The organism is Agrobacterium sp. 22117 (assembly GCF_052045735.1).
Lineage (GTDB): Bacteria > Pseudomonadota > Alphaproteobacteria > Rhizobiales > Rhizobiaceae > Agrobacterium > Agrobacterium cavarae.
The window spans coordinates 514853-530618 of record NZ_JBQEPP010000001.1; the positions used below are offsets into that span (position 1 = coordinate 514853).

The 15766-nt window shown below is 59.5% G+C and carries 14 protein-coding genes; 5 read left to right on the forward strand and 9 right to left on the reverse strand.

What is annotated here, in order from left to right; genetic code table 11:
• Positions 1-59: 59 nt before the first annotated feature.
• Positions 60-1010 (reverse strand): LysR substrate-binding domain-containing protein, encoded by a 951-nt coding sequence (locus tag ACTJKV_RS02440; protein WP_062426017.1) that lies wholly within the window; start codon positions 1008-1010, stop codon positions 60-62.
• A 196-nt stretch (positions 1011-1206) separates the two neighbouring features.
• On the opposite strand from ACTJKV_RS02440, the gene ACTJKV_RS02445 reads away from it, so the two are divergent.
• Positions 1207-1503 carry a DUF1127 domain-containing protein gene (locus ACTJKV_RS02445; protein ID WP_274100853.1) on the forward strand — a complete coding sequence of 99 codons (297 nt, stop codon included), beginning with the start codon at positions 1207-1209 and terminating at the stop codon, positions 1501-1503.
• A gap of 159 nt (positions 1504-1662) precedes the next feature.
• Here the strand turns inward: ACTJKV_RS02445 and ACTJKV_RS02450 are convergent, their stop codons facing one another.
• The 6 genes from ACTJKV_RS02450 to ACTJKV_RS02475 all read right to left on the reverse strand — a co-directional run bounded on the left by ACTJKV_RS02450 (position 1663) and on the right by ACTJKV_RS02475 (position 8279).
• Positions 1663-3036: a glutamate--cysteine ligase gene (locus ACTJKV_RS02450; RefSeq protein WP_274100852.1), complete on the reverse strand. Its 1374-nt coding sequence runs from the start codon at positions 3034-3036 to the stop codon at positions 1663-1665.
• A 140-nt stretch (positions 3037-3176) separates the two neighbouring features.
• Positions 3177-3914: a 16S rRNA (uracil(1498)-N(3))-methyltransferase gene (locus ACTJKV_RS02455; RefSeq protein WP_274100851.1), complete on the reverse strand. Its 738-nt coding sequence runs from the start codon at positions 3912-3914 to the stop codon at positions 3177-3179.
• A gap of 33 nt (positions 3915-3947) precedes the next feature.
• Positions 3948-5456, reverse strand: a complete 1509-nt coding sequence (locus ACTJKV_RS02460) for an inorganic phosphate transporter (RefSeq protein ID WP_274100850.1) — start codon at positions 5454-5456, stop codon at positions 3948-3950.
• A gap of 93 nt (positions 5457-5549) precedes the next feature.
• Entirely contained in the window at positions 5550-6020 is a 471-nt protein-coding gene (locus ACTJKV_RS02465) for an NUDIX hydrolase (protein ID WP_062439064.1), read from the reverse strand.
• 169 nt (positions 6021-6189) lie between these two features.
• Positions 6190-6945 carry an HAD-IIB family hydrolase gene (locus ACTJKV_RS02470; protein ID WP_062438670.1) on the reverse strand — a complete coding sequence of 252 codons (756 nt, stop codon included), beginning with the start codon at positions 6943-6945 and terminating at the stop codon, positions 6190-6192.
• On the reverse strand, positions 6942-8279 hold the full coding sequence (locus tag ACTJKV_RS02475; protein ID WP_274100849.1) for a glycosyltransferase family 4 protein: 1338 nt from the start codon (positions 8277-8279) through the stop codon (positions 6942-6944). Before ACTJKV_RS02475 ends, ACTJKV_RS02470 begins: the two co-directional genes overlap by 4 nt.
• A gap of 222 nt (positions 8280-8501) precedes the next feature.
• On the opposite strand from ACTJKV_RS02475, the gene ACTJKV_RS02480 reads away from it, so the two are divergent.
• Positions 8502-9776: a DUF3422 family protein gene (locus tag ACTJKV_RS02480; RefSeq protein ID WP_274100848.1), complete on the forward strand. Its 1275-nt coding sequence runs from the start codon at positions 8502-8504 to the stop codon at positions 9774-9776.
• Positions 9777-9779: 3 nt separating this feature from the next.
• Here the strand turns inward: ACTJKV_RS02480 and ACTJKV_RS02485 are convergent, their stop codons facing one another.
• A complete protein-coding gene (locus ACTJKV_RS02485) occupies positions 9780-10685 on the reverse strand; it encodes a LysR family transcriptional regulator (protein ID WP_274100847.1) in 906 nt (301 codons plus the stop codon).
• Positions 10686-10796: 111 nt separating this feature from the next.
• Here ACTJKV_RS02485 and ACTJKV_RS02490 point away from each other — a divergent pair, with 111 nt between their 5' ends.
• From ACTJKV_RS02490 to glcF, 3 genes are read left to right on the forward strand one after another with little or no spacing between them, the layout of a single operon-like run.
• The gene (locus ACTJKV_RS02490; RefSeq protein WP_274101073.1) at positions 10797-12230 is read left to right on the forward strand and encodes an FAD-binding oxidoreductase; all 1434 of its coding nucleotides are present in this window, start codon (positions 10797-10799) and stop codon (positions 12228-12230) included.
• The gene (gene glcE / locus ACTJKV_RS02495; RefSeq protein WP_274100846.1) at positions 12230-13444 is read left to right on the forward strand and encodes a glycolate oxidase subunit GlcE; all 1215 of its coding nucleotides are present in this window, start codon (positions 12230-12232) and stop codon (positions 13442-13444) included. Before ACTJKV_RS02490 ends, glcE begins: the two co-directional genes overlap by 1 nt.
• Positions 13445-13446: 2 nt before the next feature.
• Positions 13447-14754, forward strand: coding sequence for a glycolate oxidase subunit GlcF (gene glcF, locus ACTJKV_RS02500; RefSeq protein WP_274100845.1), 1308 nt, complete (start codon positions 13447-13449; stop codon positions 14752-14754).
• Positions 14755-15023: 269 nt separating this feature from the next.
• Here glcF and ACTJKV_RS02505 read toward each other — a convergent pair whose 3' ends face one another.
• Positions 15024-15746 carry a L,D-transpeptidase gene (locus tag ACTJKV_RS02505; protein WP_274100844.1) on the reverse strand — a complete coding sequence of 241 codons (723 nt, stop codon included), beginning with the start codon at positions 15744-15746 and terminating at the stop codon, positions 15024-15026.
• Positions 15747-15766 lie beyond the last annotated feature (20 nt).

Below are 15766 nucleotides of genomic sequence, written 5' to 3' on the forward strand. Positions count from 1 at the left end.
ATCACCCTGCGCTTCTTACGGAAAGATCAAACTATTGAACGAGGACGGGCAGAGCGAAATTACCAGCCCGGCGCGATATAGTTGGCTTTGAGCTTCTGCATGCCAGGCAGCATCTTCACCCGCGAGTCCATATCCTCCGGGACAGGACCCAGTGTGATGTTGTCGAGGCAGGCGGTAATATGATCGGTGATGGCATTGACCAGCGAGGGCGACAGGCCCGGACGCTTCATCAAGCCGATCTGTACCGGCGGCAGAGGCGGAAAGCCATCGGCAGAGGTCAGAACCCGCATGCCGGTCCGAAGCGTCGATTCCGGGAGAACCGACACGGCCATTCCGGCAAGAACTGCAGCAGCGATCACGGTCGAAGACCAGCTGGTGAAAAGGACCTGATAGTCGCGTCCGTCGGCATCGAGAGCCGAGCAGGCAAGCTGCCGCCAGTGGCAGTCGCGTCGCCCGACGGCAAGCGGCACGGGCGCATCGTCACGCAGTGGATGGTTTGCCGAGGTGACCCAGCAGAGTGGCTCGGTGCGGACGATATCCGACACGCGCGTCCGTGGGTTGTGCGTCACGAGCGCGATATCGAGTTCGCCGCGTGCCATCTTTTCGGCAAGGCTGATCGACGGCTCGCAGACGATATAGAGCTCGACATTGGGATGGGTCTTGGCAAAGCGCCCGATGATCTCTGGCATATAGCGGTCGGCATAATCGTCCGGCGTGCCGATGCGAAGCGTGCCTTCCAGCCGGTTGTCGTCGAAGGCTGCGACCGCCTCGTTGTTGAGGCGAATGATCCGGCGGGCATAATGCATCAGCTTCTCGCCTTCAGCGGTCAGCCTGTTTCCGCGTCCGTCCTTGGCGAAAAGCTGCTTGCCGAGCCGCTCTTCCAGCCTGCGCATCTGCATGGAGACCGCCGACTGCGTCTTGAACACCCGGTCGGCCGCCTTGGTAAAGCTGCCCGTATCGACGATGGCGATGAAGGTGTGAAGCTGATCGATATCGAGCGGAGCGGACATGATAGATCATCCATAAGAGCAATTGATATCTGACATTAGAAACATTCGTTGGACTGATCAATAGTCTTGCGACATTTTGACGCTCAAGACATCCGATCAACCCGCCGACGCTTACCCGCTGCGGCCTCAACCTCACCACTCTTCGTGCGAAAGCGCGAAGCGATATCTTCACGTGCCTCAAAGGAAGGACAGTGTCATGCGCACGGCAGAACGGAAAATGGAATTGCAGATTATAGCCCCCGCCATCTCGCTAGAGACGCGCTGGACCATGGCTATCAATCGTGTGGCGAAACTCGCGCGTTCCATCATGAACCGTCTGGCCGTTAACAAGCTGACGGAGATGACCGATCAACAGCTGGCCGATATCGGACTGGTGCGCAGCGATGTGACGAAAGCGCTTGAGATCGGCCTGCTGGACGATCCAACCCTGCAATTGGCGCGCGCCGCCAAGATGCGCGCGAGCTCCCGCTTCACGCGCATTCGCCGCCGCTGATTTCCAAACGCCGGGTTTAGACCCAGCGTCAAGTTTCCCCGCAGGGTGATTGCCAATAGCCCTGCCTTTGCCCGGTGTCAGGCTCAAGCCGCACCGGGCTTTTTTGCGTTCAGACCGTAAAGCCGGGGCTGCTGCCTCTGGCCGCCAGGGGCAGCGCTATCAATACTGATACTCTTCAAAGACGGGCAGAACCGACTGCTGCCAGCGGCCATGATAGAGCGCCAGAAGATCGTCAGCGAGCGTCGACTTCTTGGCAAGAACCTCTTCCAAGGGCGAGAGGAATACGCTCTCATCCTGTCCTTCACGGTTCAGACGCGTCCGGTTTTGCAGGCCCTTGCGCGAAATCGCCACCACATCGCGCGCAACGTCCAGGAGATCACGCCCGGCAATCATCGCCTTGAGACCTTCCATCGGCACGGCATTGCGAAGTCCGATCACATCGTCCACCTGCCAGTCTGCGGTGAACTGGTCGGCTGCGGCCAGCGCCTCGTCGTCATAGAGGAGACCGACCCAGAAGGCCGGCAGCGCACAGATGCGCCGCCATGGGCCGCCGTCGGCACCGCGCATTTCCAGAAAACGCTTGAGGCGCACATCGGGGAAAAGCGTTGACAGGTGGTTGGTCCAGTCACCGAGATTGGGTTCCCATTCGGCGATCTCGCCCTTCAAGGCGCCGGCCATGAACTGGCGGAAGGTAATGTTGGTACAGTCGCGATACTTGCCGTCGCGCACGATGAAATACATCGGCACGTCGAGCGCCCACTCGACATAATCCTTGAAGCCGAAATCCGGCTTGAACGTGAAGGGAAGAACGCCGGAGCGCTGATTGTCGGTATCGCGCCAGATATCGCCGCGCCAGGAGAGAAGCCCGTTCGGCTTGCCTTCGGTAAAGGGTGAGGACGCAAAAAGAGCGGTCGCAAGCGGCTGCAGTTTCATGGAAACGCGCATCTTGCGTCGCATGTCTTCTTCGGAAGAAAAGTCCAGATTAACCTGAATGGTGCAGGTCCGGTACATCATGTCCAGGCCCTTGGTGCCGACCTTGGGCATGTAGTTGCTCATGATCGCATAGCGCGACTTCGGCATTCGCGGCGTTTCTTCAAGCGTCCAGAGCGGGCTTCCGCCAATGCCGAGAAAACGAATGCCCATCGGCTCAGCAATGTCGCGCAGCGTCGCCAGATGCTGGTTGGATTCCCGGCAGGTTTCATGCAGGTTTTCCAAAGGGGCGCCGGAAAGCTCGAACTGGCCGCCGGGCTCGATGGAAATCGCGCCCATACCGCTCGGCTCGCTAAGGCCGATGATATTGTCGCCGTCCATGATCGGCTCCCAGCCGAGCTTTTCCTGCATGCCCTTCAGCAGCGCCGAAATGCTGGCATCACCGAAATAGGGAACCGGCTTATTGCCCTCACGGAAGAAGGCGAATTTCTCGTGCTCCGTGCCGATCCTGAACTTGTCTTTAGGCTTGCAGCCTCCGGCCAGATAATCTGTCAGTTCCTGCACGGAGGAAATTGGCGTCTGGTCGGTCGTGTCGCGGGCCATGAAATTACCTTGTTGTCTTTGCTGCCTGCGCAGCGATATTGCCATCGCTGATAGGGTGCCGTGCCTGCGCAAGCAAATGAATTTCTTTTAAGCATGAACTCATGCTGCGAATTTGCGCGAGCGCGACATCAACCGCTCAATTATTTCCAGTCGCCGATACTTGCCTGAATGACCGCAAGTGCTGCGACCGCTGCCGTATCGGCCCGCAAGATGCGCGGTCCCAAGGGGATTGGCGTCACAAAGGCCTTGCTGCGCAGCAACTGTCGTTCCTCCTCCGAAAAGCCGCCCTCTGGTCCGACGAGAAGCGCCAGTTGCTTTTCCTTGATCTCGCGAAGGGCAGGCAAGGGATTTTGCCCGGCATCGCCTTCGTCGCAGTAGATGATCCGGCGTGAAGGCGACCAGTCTTCCATCAGATCCTTCAGCCGCACGGGTTCCTCGACATGCGGAACGGCGAGAATACCGCATTGTTCCGCAGCCTCGATGACATTGGCCCGTAGTTTGTCGAGATTGGTGATCTTGCCCTGAATATGCTGGGTCAGAACAGGGCGAAGAACGCCGGCGCCCATTTCCACCGCCTTCTGCACCAGATAATCCAGGCGCCCGGTCTTCAGTGGCGCGAATATATAGTGCAGGTCCGGCTTTTCCGGTTGGGGCCGCGTCTCCTCCAGCGGAACAAGCATGATCTTCTTGCGCGTTGGGAAAGAGAGCTTCGCCTTCCATTCGCCGTCGCGCCCGTTGAAGAGCAGGATTTCCGCGCCGTCGCCCATGCGCAGCACATTGGCCAGATAGTTGAACTGGTCGCTATCGGCCTCGATACTCTCTCCCGCCCGCAAGGACTGGCTGACGTAAAGCCGCTGCATTCTGAAATTGGCACGCATGTCAGTACTTCGATACGTTGATGATCTGTCCGCTCATATAAACAGAAGATGGATAATTGCGTAGAGCGCGGCGGCAAGTGCAGCACTTGCCGGAAGCGTGATGATCCAGGCCGCGATGATCGTCATAAAGTGCGACCGGCGCACGAGATAGCGCCGCCGCGTCTCAGAAGCATTTTCGTCCGGCTCGTCAGTTGAAGGATCGACCGGCGCAAGGCTCTTACGCAGAGCCTCCTGCTGCTTTCGGCCCTGTGCCGTATACCATTCGCGGAAGAAGCCGACACCGAAGACGGCGCCGATCGCGGTGTGGGTGGTGCTGACCGGCATGCCGAAATGCGAGGCGGTGAGGACGGTGAGCGCCGTTGAGGTGGAAACGCAAAAGCCACGCATCGGGTTGAGCTTGGTGATCTGTTCGCCGACGAGCCGGATCAGGCGCGGCCCGAACAGCAGGATGCCGCAAGACAGGCCAAATGCGCCGATCAGCATCACCCATTGCGGCGCCGGCGCGAACACATCGTTGAGGTTGCCATAATCGGCCCTGACGATGGCAACGACGGGGCCGATCGCATTGGACACGTCATTGGCGCCGTGGCCGAAAGACATGAGTGCTGCTGCAAAAATCAGGGGCCACTGGAACAGCGTGCGAAGCGACTGGTTGCGATTTTCCAGACCCTCGGACTGATTGCGGATCAGCGGGATACAGAGGCGCCAGCCGATGAGACCGACGGCCAGGCCGGTTGCCAGGGAAACGCCGCTCGGCACATCGATCACCCGATGCAAGCCAAAACGCATGAGATAGGCGGTCATGACACCGGCCATCACGCCAAGCAGCACTGGCACCCACTTGCGGGCGGCGTCGATTTTGTCGTCGCGGTCGATGATGACTTGGTTGATGAAGGCGAGCAGGGCGACCGCGAAGAAGGCGCTGATGAACGGCGTTAGTACCCATGTCAGCGCAATGCCAATGAGTGACGCCCAGTCCACCGCACCGACGCCGAAGGCGGCCGTGCCTGCCCCTGCCACCGCACCGACGATGCTGTGCGTGGTGGAAATCGGCGCCTTGAGCAGATTGGAAAGATTGACCAGAAGAGCCGCCGCCAGAATGGCGCCGAGCATGGCCCAGGCAAAGACATGAGGATCAGGCACCGTCCTGACGTCAACGATGCCGCTTGCAATCGTCTCGACAACATTACCGCCGGTAATGAGAGCGCCGAACACCTCGCAGATCGCGGCGATGATGAGTGCTGCCGTCAGCGGCAGGGCCTTCGAGCCTACAGCCGGCCCGACATTATTGGCGACGTCCTTGGCACCGATATTCATCGCCATATAGGCGCCGATGATGGCCGCGGCGAGCGTGATAACTGCGCCCGGCGTCCCGCCGGCGTAGGAACTGGCGACCAGAGCCGTTACCACGAGGAACAGGAGTGCAGCACCCGGCGCCACGAACCGCTGGCCGAGATGGTTCACTGCTTCCTCGACGCGGGTCATCTTGTCGAGATCCTTGTCGAGTGTCGGCTTTTTACGGTTTTCGGGAAATTGCGTCATGGAAACGCTTTATAGCGACATTGAAAGCGCTTGGCTGGCGTATTCGCGACACGAAGTCGTCATTAGAGCGTTTCCATTAAACAAGGGAATGATCTAAGAATTGGCGGCCTTTTGCGGCACTGGTGGTGCGGTCCTCGCCATATGCTTGCCGAAAGCGACGAAAAGCTGCTTCAACTCGATTTCGTTGACGCGCTTTTCCGCTTCCTCGGGCGAAACCCATTCCAGCTTACGGCTTTCCCGTTCGGGAAAATTCTTGATGAGGTCTGCGACCTCCAGAAGGTGAACCTGCACCAGGCAGGTAACCTTCACCCCGTTCTTCAGCTTTTTCTCATAGTGGAAGAAGCCGAAGGGCTCCTTCTGCACGGTTCCCCGCACACCCGCCTCTTCGAAAGCCTCGCGTTCTGCGACCGCATACGCCTTCTTGCCTTCCATTGGCCACCCCTTCGGGATGACCCACCGTCCGGTGTCCCGGCTGGTAAGCAGCAATACCTCAACATCGCCGTGCTTCTTGTTACGGCGGTGGCATATGGCACCATATTGCTGTCGAGGGGGACGGCGCAGCATCAGGCCGACGTCTTGGGCCAGACGGCTCAGAAGGTTCAACGCGGGGTATTCCTTTCAGGGTAGAAGTGTGCAAAGGCCCGAACCACGAAGCGTTCGGCGAATTTCATTGTCTGCTTATGAAGAGAGTGGGTCAATGCAGATGTCCCACTCTTGCACCAATATTTCTGGGCTATTTTTGGGTCTCGGAAGAAGAAATCCAGTGCTTCAGCCCCGTTGTAACGCCGTCTGCTTCTTCTTTGAGCGTGATGATCATATTATGTTTACCGGCGGCAAAAGATTTCAGCTCTTCAAGCGCATTGGCGACGACCACGCCCCGCACGCCTGGCAGTTCGAACATGGCCCGATCGTTGCCGGTATCGCCCGCTACCACGGTTTCATCGAGCCCGATGCCAAGGTGATCGCAGAGCCAGCGAATCGCCGCTCCCTTGTCCGCGGCGCGGGGAAGGACATCGAGATCCCGTGCGCTGGAATAGACGATCCGCGCGGCAACACCATTGTCGTTGAGCCGCCGCTCGATGTCTGCCAGCATGTCGTCATCGGCATCGTGCAGATACCAGCTGGATTTCAGCCCATGCTGGTATCGGTCGGGCTGTAGACTGATGCCCGGAACATCTTTCATCACCGACGCGATCTTGTCGGCGTCAAACGCCGCGCCAAGCTGCGAGGTATAGGCTTGCGAAAGCCTCGGCTCGTCCTGGCGTGACAACATGGTGCCCACCCCGCCGATGATATAATCCGGGCGAGGCAGAGGCACAGAGTCCAGGAGTTCGAGCTGATCGTCGATCAGTCGCCCGCTGTTGAAGACCAAGAGCGGGCGTGTCTCTTTCGGTAGCGCGTGCCAGAAATCGCGAAAGCGCGCCGTCGCCTCATGATTGCCGACGACGGTGCCATCCAAGTCAGTGGAAAAGAGGCGAACGGGTTTCAATCGCCGTCATTCCATGGTTCGGCCCAATCGGATTCCTCCAGAACGGGCATCATCGTGCGGCCTTCGACCACAGACAGAAGCTGCTGCGCGATACCCGTCCAGGTAAACAGGCTGCGGGCCTTGTGGGCTCCCATACGCGACAGGCGGCCGTAGAGACGCTCGTGCTTGAACGGCTTCATCATGGTGATGCCAAGATCTTCCTTGTCGAAAGGATCGGCAAACAACGCATGGCGCCCATAGCTAACGGCTCGGAAGAGGCCGCCATGGATGGTCACCACGGTCGGCGTGCCGCTTGCCATCGCCTCGATCGCCGTCATGCCGAAGGGCTCGTAACGGCTGGACAGGACAAAGAGATCGGCAGCGCGGTAGATATCCGGCAAATCCTCATCCGAGACATAACCGGAGAAGACCACCTTGTCTTCCAGACCCAACTCGCTCACCCGCTCTTTCAGCTGGTTGAGGATCGTTGTCTCCTGCTGGTCCATATTCTCGCCGCCGACGGCAAGATGCAGACGTGCTTCGGGCTCGCGCTCGGCCAGCACGGAGAAGCCATCGATCAGAAGATCATAGCCCTTATTGGTGGCCAAACGACCAAGCGCCAGAACGGTCTTGCCTTCGAAGCCGAAACGCTGACGCAGCATCTGCCGCGAGGCTTCCGACACGGGGAAAAAGCGATTGTCGTCATATCCCGGCGGGATCATATGGACCTGCTTGCGCTTCAGTCCATAATCTTCGAGCAGCACATCGAGCTGCACCGGCGTCGTCGCAATCACCATGTCGCAGCTGCGATAGATGATCAGTTCGTGCTGGATGCGTTCCTTGAAATTGAACTCCAGTTCGAACGTGTCGGCCTTTTCCGGATAGTCGGTTTCCATCTGGCGTTTTTTCCAGATACCCAGCGAATGGGGCGTATGAAGGTGGGGAATCTTCAGCGCTTCGGAAAGCCGCTGTCCCGCGACACCGGCGTCCCAGTAGTGGCTGTTGATGAAGGAATAGGAGAGGTCGTTTTTTTTGATGAAGCGCAGCGCGTTCTCGCACCATTCCAGCAGATGGCGGTGGAGATATTCCTTCGGAATAAACTCTTTCCCGCCGCAGGGAATGCGAACGACGCGGACGCGATCGTCCACCTCATCGATTTCCGGTTGGTTCTCAAAGCGGCGGGTGTAAAGATCGACGGTATAGCCGAGCTGGCCGAGTTTCTTTGCAAGTTCGAGGACATAGACAACCTGTCCTCCGGTGTCGGCTGCGCCAAGCGGCGGGTGTGCGGCTACATAGCCATGCGTCGATATGAGTGCTATCCGTGGATAGCGTTCAGTTTCGCTCGTGGTAGTCATCGCGTCCCATCTTGGTAGAAATTTCCAATAACCCGTCAAGAACGTCTTGAAGTTGATAAAGTTCCCGGAAAAATTGCCGAACCAGGATTATTCGTTCTTTGGAAGCAGAAAGAAGGCGCCTCTGAACACGTCGTATTTTAGCAGTTGCCCTGCGTCAACTCGGCACCTGCCAATGCATCTTTTCATTTGATAAATCAGGTTGATCGAGACGGAGAATGCCGAATGGCCAGGGGACGATTTGCATTTGCCAGCGCACCGGAAAGGGCGCTGGCGCTTGGGGAAATTCATGCCAGACCGACCGTGCTGCTCGGTCCGTCACGCATCATCGTCCAACTGGCCTTCATGATGGATGGCGGTGCGTCGGTCCATCATTCGGCGATCGCGGAAATGTCGCGCAGCCGCGGCGTTGCGCCGCCGGAGCGTGACGCTCGCCACCACGCCATGCCCTGCGGTCTGGGAACCCTTCGATGGGAGCGGCACACCGAATTCTCCACATGGTTCTGGGATGGCCCGGCACCGGACAAGATCGGCGGGGATATCATCGGCGATCCCTTCGGTGACGGGTTCTCGCCGCCGGGCTCGCTGATTTCCGCGGTGAGATTGGAAATCCGCTCCGAGGGTCCGGAGACTGTCGACGCCGAGAGCCATTTCGATCCGATCAGCATCTGTCACTCGACCGTCCGCGAAGGGCAGGCCTCCATTCTGACCGACTTCCGCCAGGATCGCGACGGGCTGACGCAATTTCTTCTGCTCGACCGCGGGCTGACCGATTCCGCGCGTGGCGGTATCGTGCAGCGCCTACTCGACATCGAAACCTATCGCACCCTTGCCATGCTCGGCCTGCCATTGGCGCAGACGCTCTCGCCGGAAATCCGCCGGATCGAGGACGGTTTAACCGCAATCACCCAGCGGATGAAGAATGGAGCGAGGGAGGAAGCCGATGCGCTTCTTGCCGAAATGACCCGCCTTGCCGCGGAACTGGAAGCCAACGCGGCGCTCAGCCTCTACCGTTTCGGCGCCAGCCGCGCCTATGACGTTATTGTTCGCGAGCGCATTCGCACACTGGCCGAAACGCCGATCCATGGGCATGAGACCATGGCGACATTTCTGGAGCGGCGCCTGGCGCCCGCCATGCGCACATGCCAGTCGGTGGAGGAGCGTCAGGCGAACCTGTCGCGCAAGCTCTATCGCGCCACAGCGCTTGTGCGCAGCTGGATCGATGTCGAACTGGAACGCCAGAACACGGTGCTTCTAAATAACATGAACAAGCGCGCCGCGATGCAACTGCGCTTGCAGCAGACAGTCGAAGGCCTCTCGGTCGCGGCCATTTCCTATTATGTTGTGGGGCTGATCGGGTACCTGATAAAGGCTGTGACCCATGATCTCCTGCCGGTCGATCCGGCGGTGGTCACGGGTGCCTCCGTTCCGGTCGCCGTCCTCGGTGTCTGGTGGGTCGTGCGCAATATCCGCAAGCGCCATGCCGACGGGGCGCATTGACCTCTACAGCGCGTCCTTGTCCCAATAGGGCAGAGGGCCGTACAGTCCCGCCAGGTAATCAATGAACAGTCGAACCTTGGCGGGCAGGAACCGGCGGCTGGAATAGACCGCCGAAAGCGCGACGTTCCTTGATCCTTCATAGGCAGGCAAAACCTGAACCAGCGCGCCGGATTTCAGCTCGGGCCCGATATCCCATGTCGAGCGCAGCGCGATGCCGAGACCCGAGATCACCGCCTCGCGGATGACTTCCGACGAGTTGGTTACCAGCAGGCCCTCAGGCCGAAGGTTGAAAGCCCCCTCCGGTCCCTCGAGCCGCCAGAGATCGTTGTTATGTGCGGGCAGGCAGCGGTGATTTTTCAGGTCCTCGATCGTTTGCGGCAGCCCATGTTCCTCGACATAGGTACGGGAGGCGCAAAGCACGCGACGCACCGGCGCCAGCCGTCGCGCAACAAGGCTCGAGTCCGACAGGTCGGCGATGCGGATAGCGAGATCATAGCCTCCCGCAACAATGTCGATAAAGTCGTCGCTGAGCGTCAGATTGATGGAAAGCGACGGGTGCTGGTCCATGAAACCTTTGAGATGCGGTGCGACATGCATGCGTCCGAAAGAGGTGGAGGCCGAGACCTTCAATGTGCCGGTCAACATATTGGATCGGCCGGAAACGAAGTCTTCCGCTTCTTCCAGCCCTTCCAGCACGGCGAGAATTCTCTGGTGAAATCCCTGGCCGGCTTCGGTCAGGGAGATTTGCCTTGTCGTGCGCTGAAAAAGCCGCGCTCCAAGCTTCTCCTCCAGCCGCTTGATCCGCTTGGAGATGACGGCTGGAGAATAGCCCAATACCTTCGCAGCAACCGACATGCTGCCGGAGGCGGCGACGCTGGCAAAGACTTCAAGATCGCCGAGATTCGTCATCGGTCCACACCATTCTTTCCGGATTGGAAACAATCTCTAGCATTTGTGAGGCTTGCAACCAAGGCGCAAACGCCGCATAGGATTGTGTAGATGAGGGAGCATCTGCAGACCATGTCGCAATCCATTCAATTTTTGCAGCCGCGCGCCGCGGTGCTTTCCGCTCGGGACAGGATCGTCTCCGACCTTGCAGACCTGCTTGCGCCAGAGTGTCTTGTAAATGAGCCGCGAGAGCTCATGCCCTTTGAAACCGACGCCTTCGTTTCCTATCGCCGCATGCCGCTGGCTGTCGCGTTGCCGAAGACGACGGCCCAGGTTGCGGCGGTCCTGAAATACTGTCATCGCTATGGCATCCCCGTGGTGCCGAGAGGGGCCGGCACGTCGCTGTCCGGCGGCGCGATCCCGCAGGAAGATGCCGTGGTGATCGGCCTTTCGAAGATGTCGACCATTCTTGAACTGGACTTCTTCAACCGCACCGCAACCGTGCAGGCGGGTGTCACCAATCTCTCGATTTCCGACGCAGCAGGTCCTCAAGGCTTCTTCTATGCGCCCGATCCGAGTTCGCAGCTTGCGTGCACCATTGGTGGCAATATCGGCATGAATTCGGGCGGCGCGCACTGTCTGAAGTACGGTGTCACCACCAACAATCTTCTCGGAGTGAAGATGGTGCTGGTGGATGGCACGGTACTGGAGCTTGGTGGCAAACACCTGGATGCGACAGGCTACGATCTTCTCGGCCTCGTCTGCGGCTCGGAGGGCCAACTCGGCATCGTCACGGAAGCGACGGTGCGGCTGATCGCCAAGCCCGAAGGCGCCCGCCCGGTGCTCTTTGGTTTCGAAAGTTCGGAGGAAGCGGGCTCCTGTGTGGCCGACATTATCGGCTCCGGCATCATTCCCGTTGCCATCGAATTCATGGACAAGCCGGCGATCGAGATTTGCGAGGCGTTTGCCAAGGCGGGTTACCCGCTCGATGTCGCTGCACTGCTGATCGTCGAGGTCGAAGGCTCGGAAGACGAAATGGATGCCATGCTGGCGGACATCGTCGCGATCGCCCGCAAACATGCGGTGAAGACGGTGCGCGAGTGCCAGTCGGCGATGGAAGCGGCTGCGATCTGGAAAGGTCGGAAATCCGCCTTCGGTGCCACGGGTCGGATCGCCGATTACATCTGCATGGATGGCACGGTGCCACTCAGTCAGCTTTCTTATGTGCTGAAGAAAACCAGCGAGATCACCGACGCACTTGGGCTTCGTGTCGCCAACGTCTTCCATGCGGGCGACGGCAACATGCATCCTCTGATCCTCTTCAATGCCAATGATCCGGACGATGCAGCTCGCGCCGAAGAGGCGGGCAACCAGATATTGAAACTCTGCGTCGATGCGGGCGGCTGCCTGACCGGCGAGCATGGTGTGGGAATCGAAAAGCGCGACCTGATGCGTCATCAGTATTCCGATGCCGATCTGGCGCAGCAAATGGCGGTCCGCGCGGCTTTCGATGAGGGCTGGATCATGAACCCGTCCAAGGTCTTTCCGCTGGAGGGCAGAGGTTGATGGACGACACATACCCCGTCCTCACGCCGCAATCGGAAACGGAGGCGGCAGACCTCATTCGTGACCGTGCAGAAGCGGGTCGCCCGCTCGCCATCATCGGCAGCAACACGCGCTCCGGCTTCGGCAATTCCGTTGAGGCCGATGCGACACTCTCTTCGCGAGGTTTGAGCGGCATCGTTTCTTACAATCCTGCCGAGATGGTGATGACGGTCCAGGCCGGAACGCCAGTGGACGAGGTGAAAGCCGCCTTGTCCGACGCCCGGCAGATGATGGCCTTCGAGCCGATGGATCACCGCGCGATCATGGGAACGGTGGGAGAGCCCACAATCGGTGGCGTCTTTGCCGCCAACGTTTCCGGTCCGCGCCGTTTCGTGGCCGGTGCTGCGCGCGACAGCCTGCTCGGCATCCGCTTCATCAACGGCCGGGGCGAGGCGATCAAGGCCGGCGGGCGGGTGATGAAGAACGTGACCGGGCTCGATCTCGTCAAGCTTCTGGCGGGCTCCTACGGCACGCTGGGGTTCTTGACGGAAGTCACCTTCCGCGTGCTGCCGGTTCCGCCTGCTGAAGCAACGATGGTCATCTCAGGCTTGGAGGATGAAGCAGCGACCAACGCCATGGCGGCGGCGATGGCAACCAGCCTCGAAGTCTCAGGCGCGGTCCATCTGCCGGAAAGTGTGAAGTCGCGCTTTCTGAATGAATCACTGCCGGAAGGAGCGGCCACCGTGTTGCGCCTGGAAGGTCTTGCGGCCTCGGTCGGAGCCCGGTTGCATAAGCTGAAGACGCTTCTCGCTGCCTTCGGTCCGGTGGTCTCTCTTGAGCGTGACGAGAGCCGTTCACTCTGGCGGGAGATCCGCGACGTCGCGCCCTATGCGGGAAACCCCTCCAAACCGCTTTGGCGCGTGTCCATTGCGCCATCACAAGGCCACAAGCTTGTTGCGGCGTTGCGGCTGGAAGCTGGTATCGATGCCTTTTACGATTGGCAGGGTGGCCTTGTCTGGATGCAGATGGAAGCCGATCCAGAAGCGCCATTGCTCAGAGGCTACATCCGTTCGCTCGAAGGCGGCCACGCCACACTTCTGCGCGCGAGTGACGATGTGCGCCGAACAATTCCGGCTTTCGAACCGCTGAATGCCGTCGAAGTCGCGCTGTCATCGCGCATCAAGCAAAAGCTCGATCCGGCAGGGATCTTCAATCCGGGCAGAATGGGGATCTGACCATGCAAACCTCCTTCACGCCCGAGCAGTTGGCCGACCCGCAGGTTGCCGAATCCGAAAAGATCCTGCGCAAATGCGTCCATTGCGGTTTCTGCACCGCCACCTGTCCCACCTATGTAACGCTCGGCAATGAGCTCGATAGTCCGCGTGGCCGCATCTATCTCATCAAGGATATGCTGGAAAACGACCGTCCCGCCGACCGCGAGGTGGTGACCCATATCGATCGCTGTCTCTCCTGTCTGGCCTGCACCACGACCTGTCCCTCGGGCGTGGATTACATGCACCTGGTGGCTCACGCGCGCATCCATATCGAGAAGACCTATCACCGTCCGTTGATGGACCGGCTTATCCGCAGCCTTCTCGCCGCCGTCCTGCCGTATCCCGGCAGGTTCAGGCTCGCATTGAAGCTCGCAAAAATCGGCCAACCACTCGCCCCGCTGTTGCGCAAGGTCTCTGCTTTAAAACCGCTTGCGGCCATGCTCGATCTCGCACCGAACGCCGCTCCACCGCAGGCAGACCGACCTGCGGTTCACGTATCTGTTGCAGAAAAGCGAGGCCGCGTTGCGATCCTCACCGGCTGTGCGCAGCCGGTTCTCGATCCCGCCATCAACGAGGCGACCGTCCGGCTTCTGACCCGTCTCGGTATCGAGGTTGTCGCGCCAAAGGGTGAGGGCTGTTGTGGGGCGCTGGTCCATCACATGGGCCGGGAGGAACAGGCACTCGCCTTTGCCCGCCGCAACGTCGATGTCTGGATGCGCGAGGTGGAAGACGGCGGGCTGGATGCCATCATCATCACCGCCTCCGGCTGCGGAACGACGATCAAGGATTACGGCCACATGCTGCGGCTCGATCCGGCCTATGCGGAAAAAGCAGCACGAATCTCGGCACTGGCGAAAGACATCACCGAATACCTCGCCACGCTGGAGCTGCCCGCTCTGGAGCGCAATGGGCTGTCGGTCGCCTATCACTCTGCCTGTTCCATGCAGCACGGCCAGAAGATCACCATGGCGCCGAAACTTCTGTTGAAGACGGCGGGCTTTGTGGTGCGCGATCCGGCGGAAGGCCATCTCTGTTGCGGCTCGGCCGGGACCTATAACATCCTGCAGCCGGAGATTTCCGGCCAGCTGAAGGCGCGAAAGATCAAGAACATCGAGGCGACCAGGTCCGACATCATCGCAACTGGCAACATCGGCTGCATGACGCAGATTGCCACGGGCACGCAGATGCCGATCCTGCACACCGTCGAGTTGCTGGATTGGGCCTATGGTGGCGAAAAGCCACGAAAGCTTAGAGCGCCGTGCGTCCTTTAGGACGCACAAAGGACGCTCTAACTTTTTGAATCAACGCATCGTGCTTTCCGAAAATCGATTCCGATTTTCGAGCCGATGCTGTAGCCTGAAATAAAAAACGAGCGGTTGAGCCGCTCGTTTCTCACCGGTGGCTGCTAAAAGCGCTACCGTTCCCCCTGGCATCCCCCGCCAAGCTTGTGGAACGCAATCTAGCGTTTCCGCTGAAGGCCGCAAGTATAAGTGTAAAATCGAGGGGCTCCCGATCTCAAACTTATACTTTGGCGTTGCTATCAGATCACAATAACCTTCGTCCCGACTTTCACGCGCTCATAAAGATCGGTCACGTCCTCGTTGCGCATGCGGATGCAGCCGGAGGAATTGTTGCTGCCGATGGTCCATGGCTGGTTGGTGCCGTGGATGCGGTAGAGCGTCGAACCCAGATACATGGCGCGCGCACCCATGGGGTTTTCCGGTCCGCCTTCCATGAAGGCCGGAAGATAATGACCCTTCGCGGCCTCGCGGGTGATCATTTCCTTTGGCGGCGTCCAGGTCGGCCATTCCGTCTTGCGGGTGATGGAATGGGTGCCCGCCCATTCGAAGCCCGGCTTGCCGACGCCAACGCCATAACGGCGCGCCTTGCCGCCGTCGAGGACAAGGTAAAGCAGCCGGTTCGGCGTATCGATGACGATCGTGCCCGGTGCTTCGCTCGTGTCGTAATTGACGATTTGCGGCAGGAATTGCGGATCGATCCTCAACCGAGGCGCATTCGGTCGGGCGGCCACGACCTGGGGGCGCTGCTGCACGTCGCGACGTTGGAAAAGGGGCTGGCGCTGTGGCGGCTTTGGATAGACGACCGGTCGCACATTGCCACGACCCAACTGCGTAACCCACGGCGCCGTCAGATCGGGGCTGACGACGATCGGTGGACGCTCGCGATAACGGTCATTGGCCATTGCCGGATTGAGAGCGGCACACACGGCGCTCAACGCTAGAAAGACGGTTCTGCTCGACATCGGGTGGACTCTTTTACATG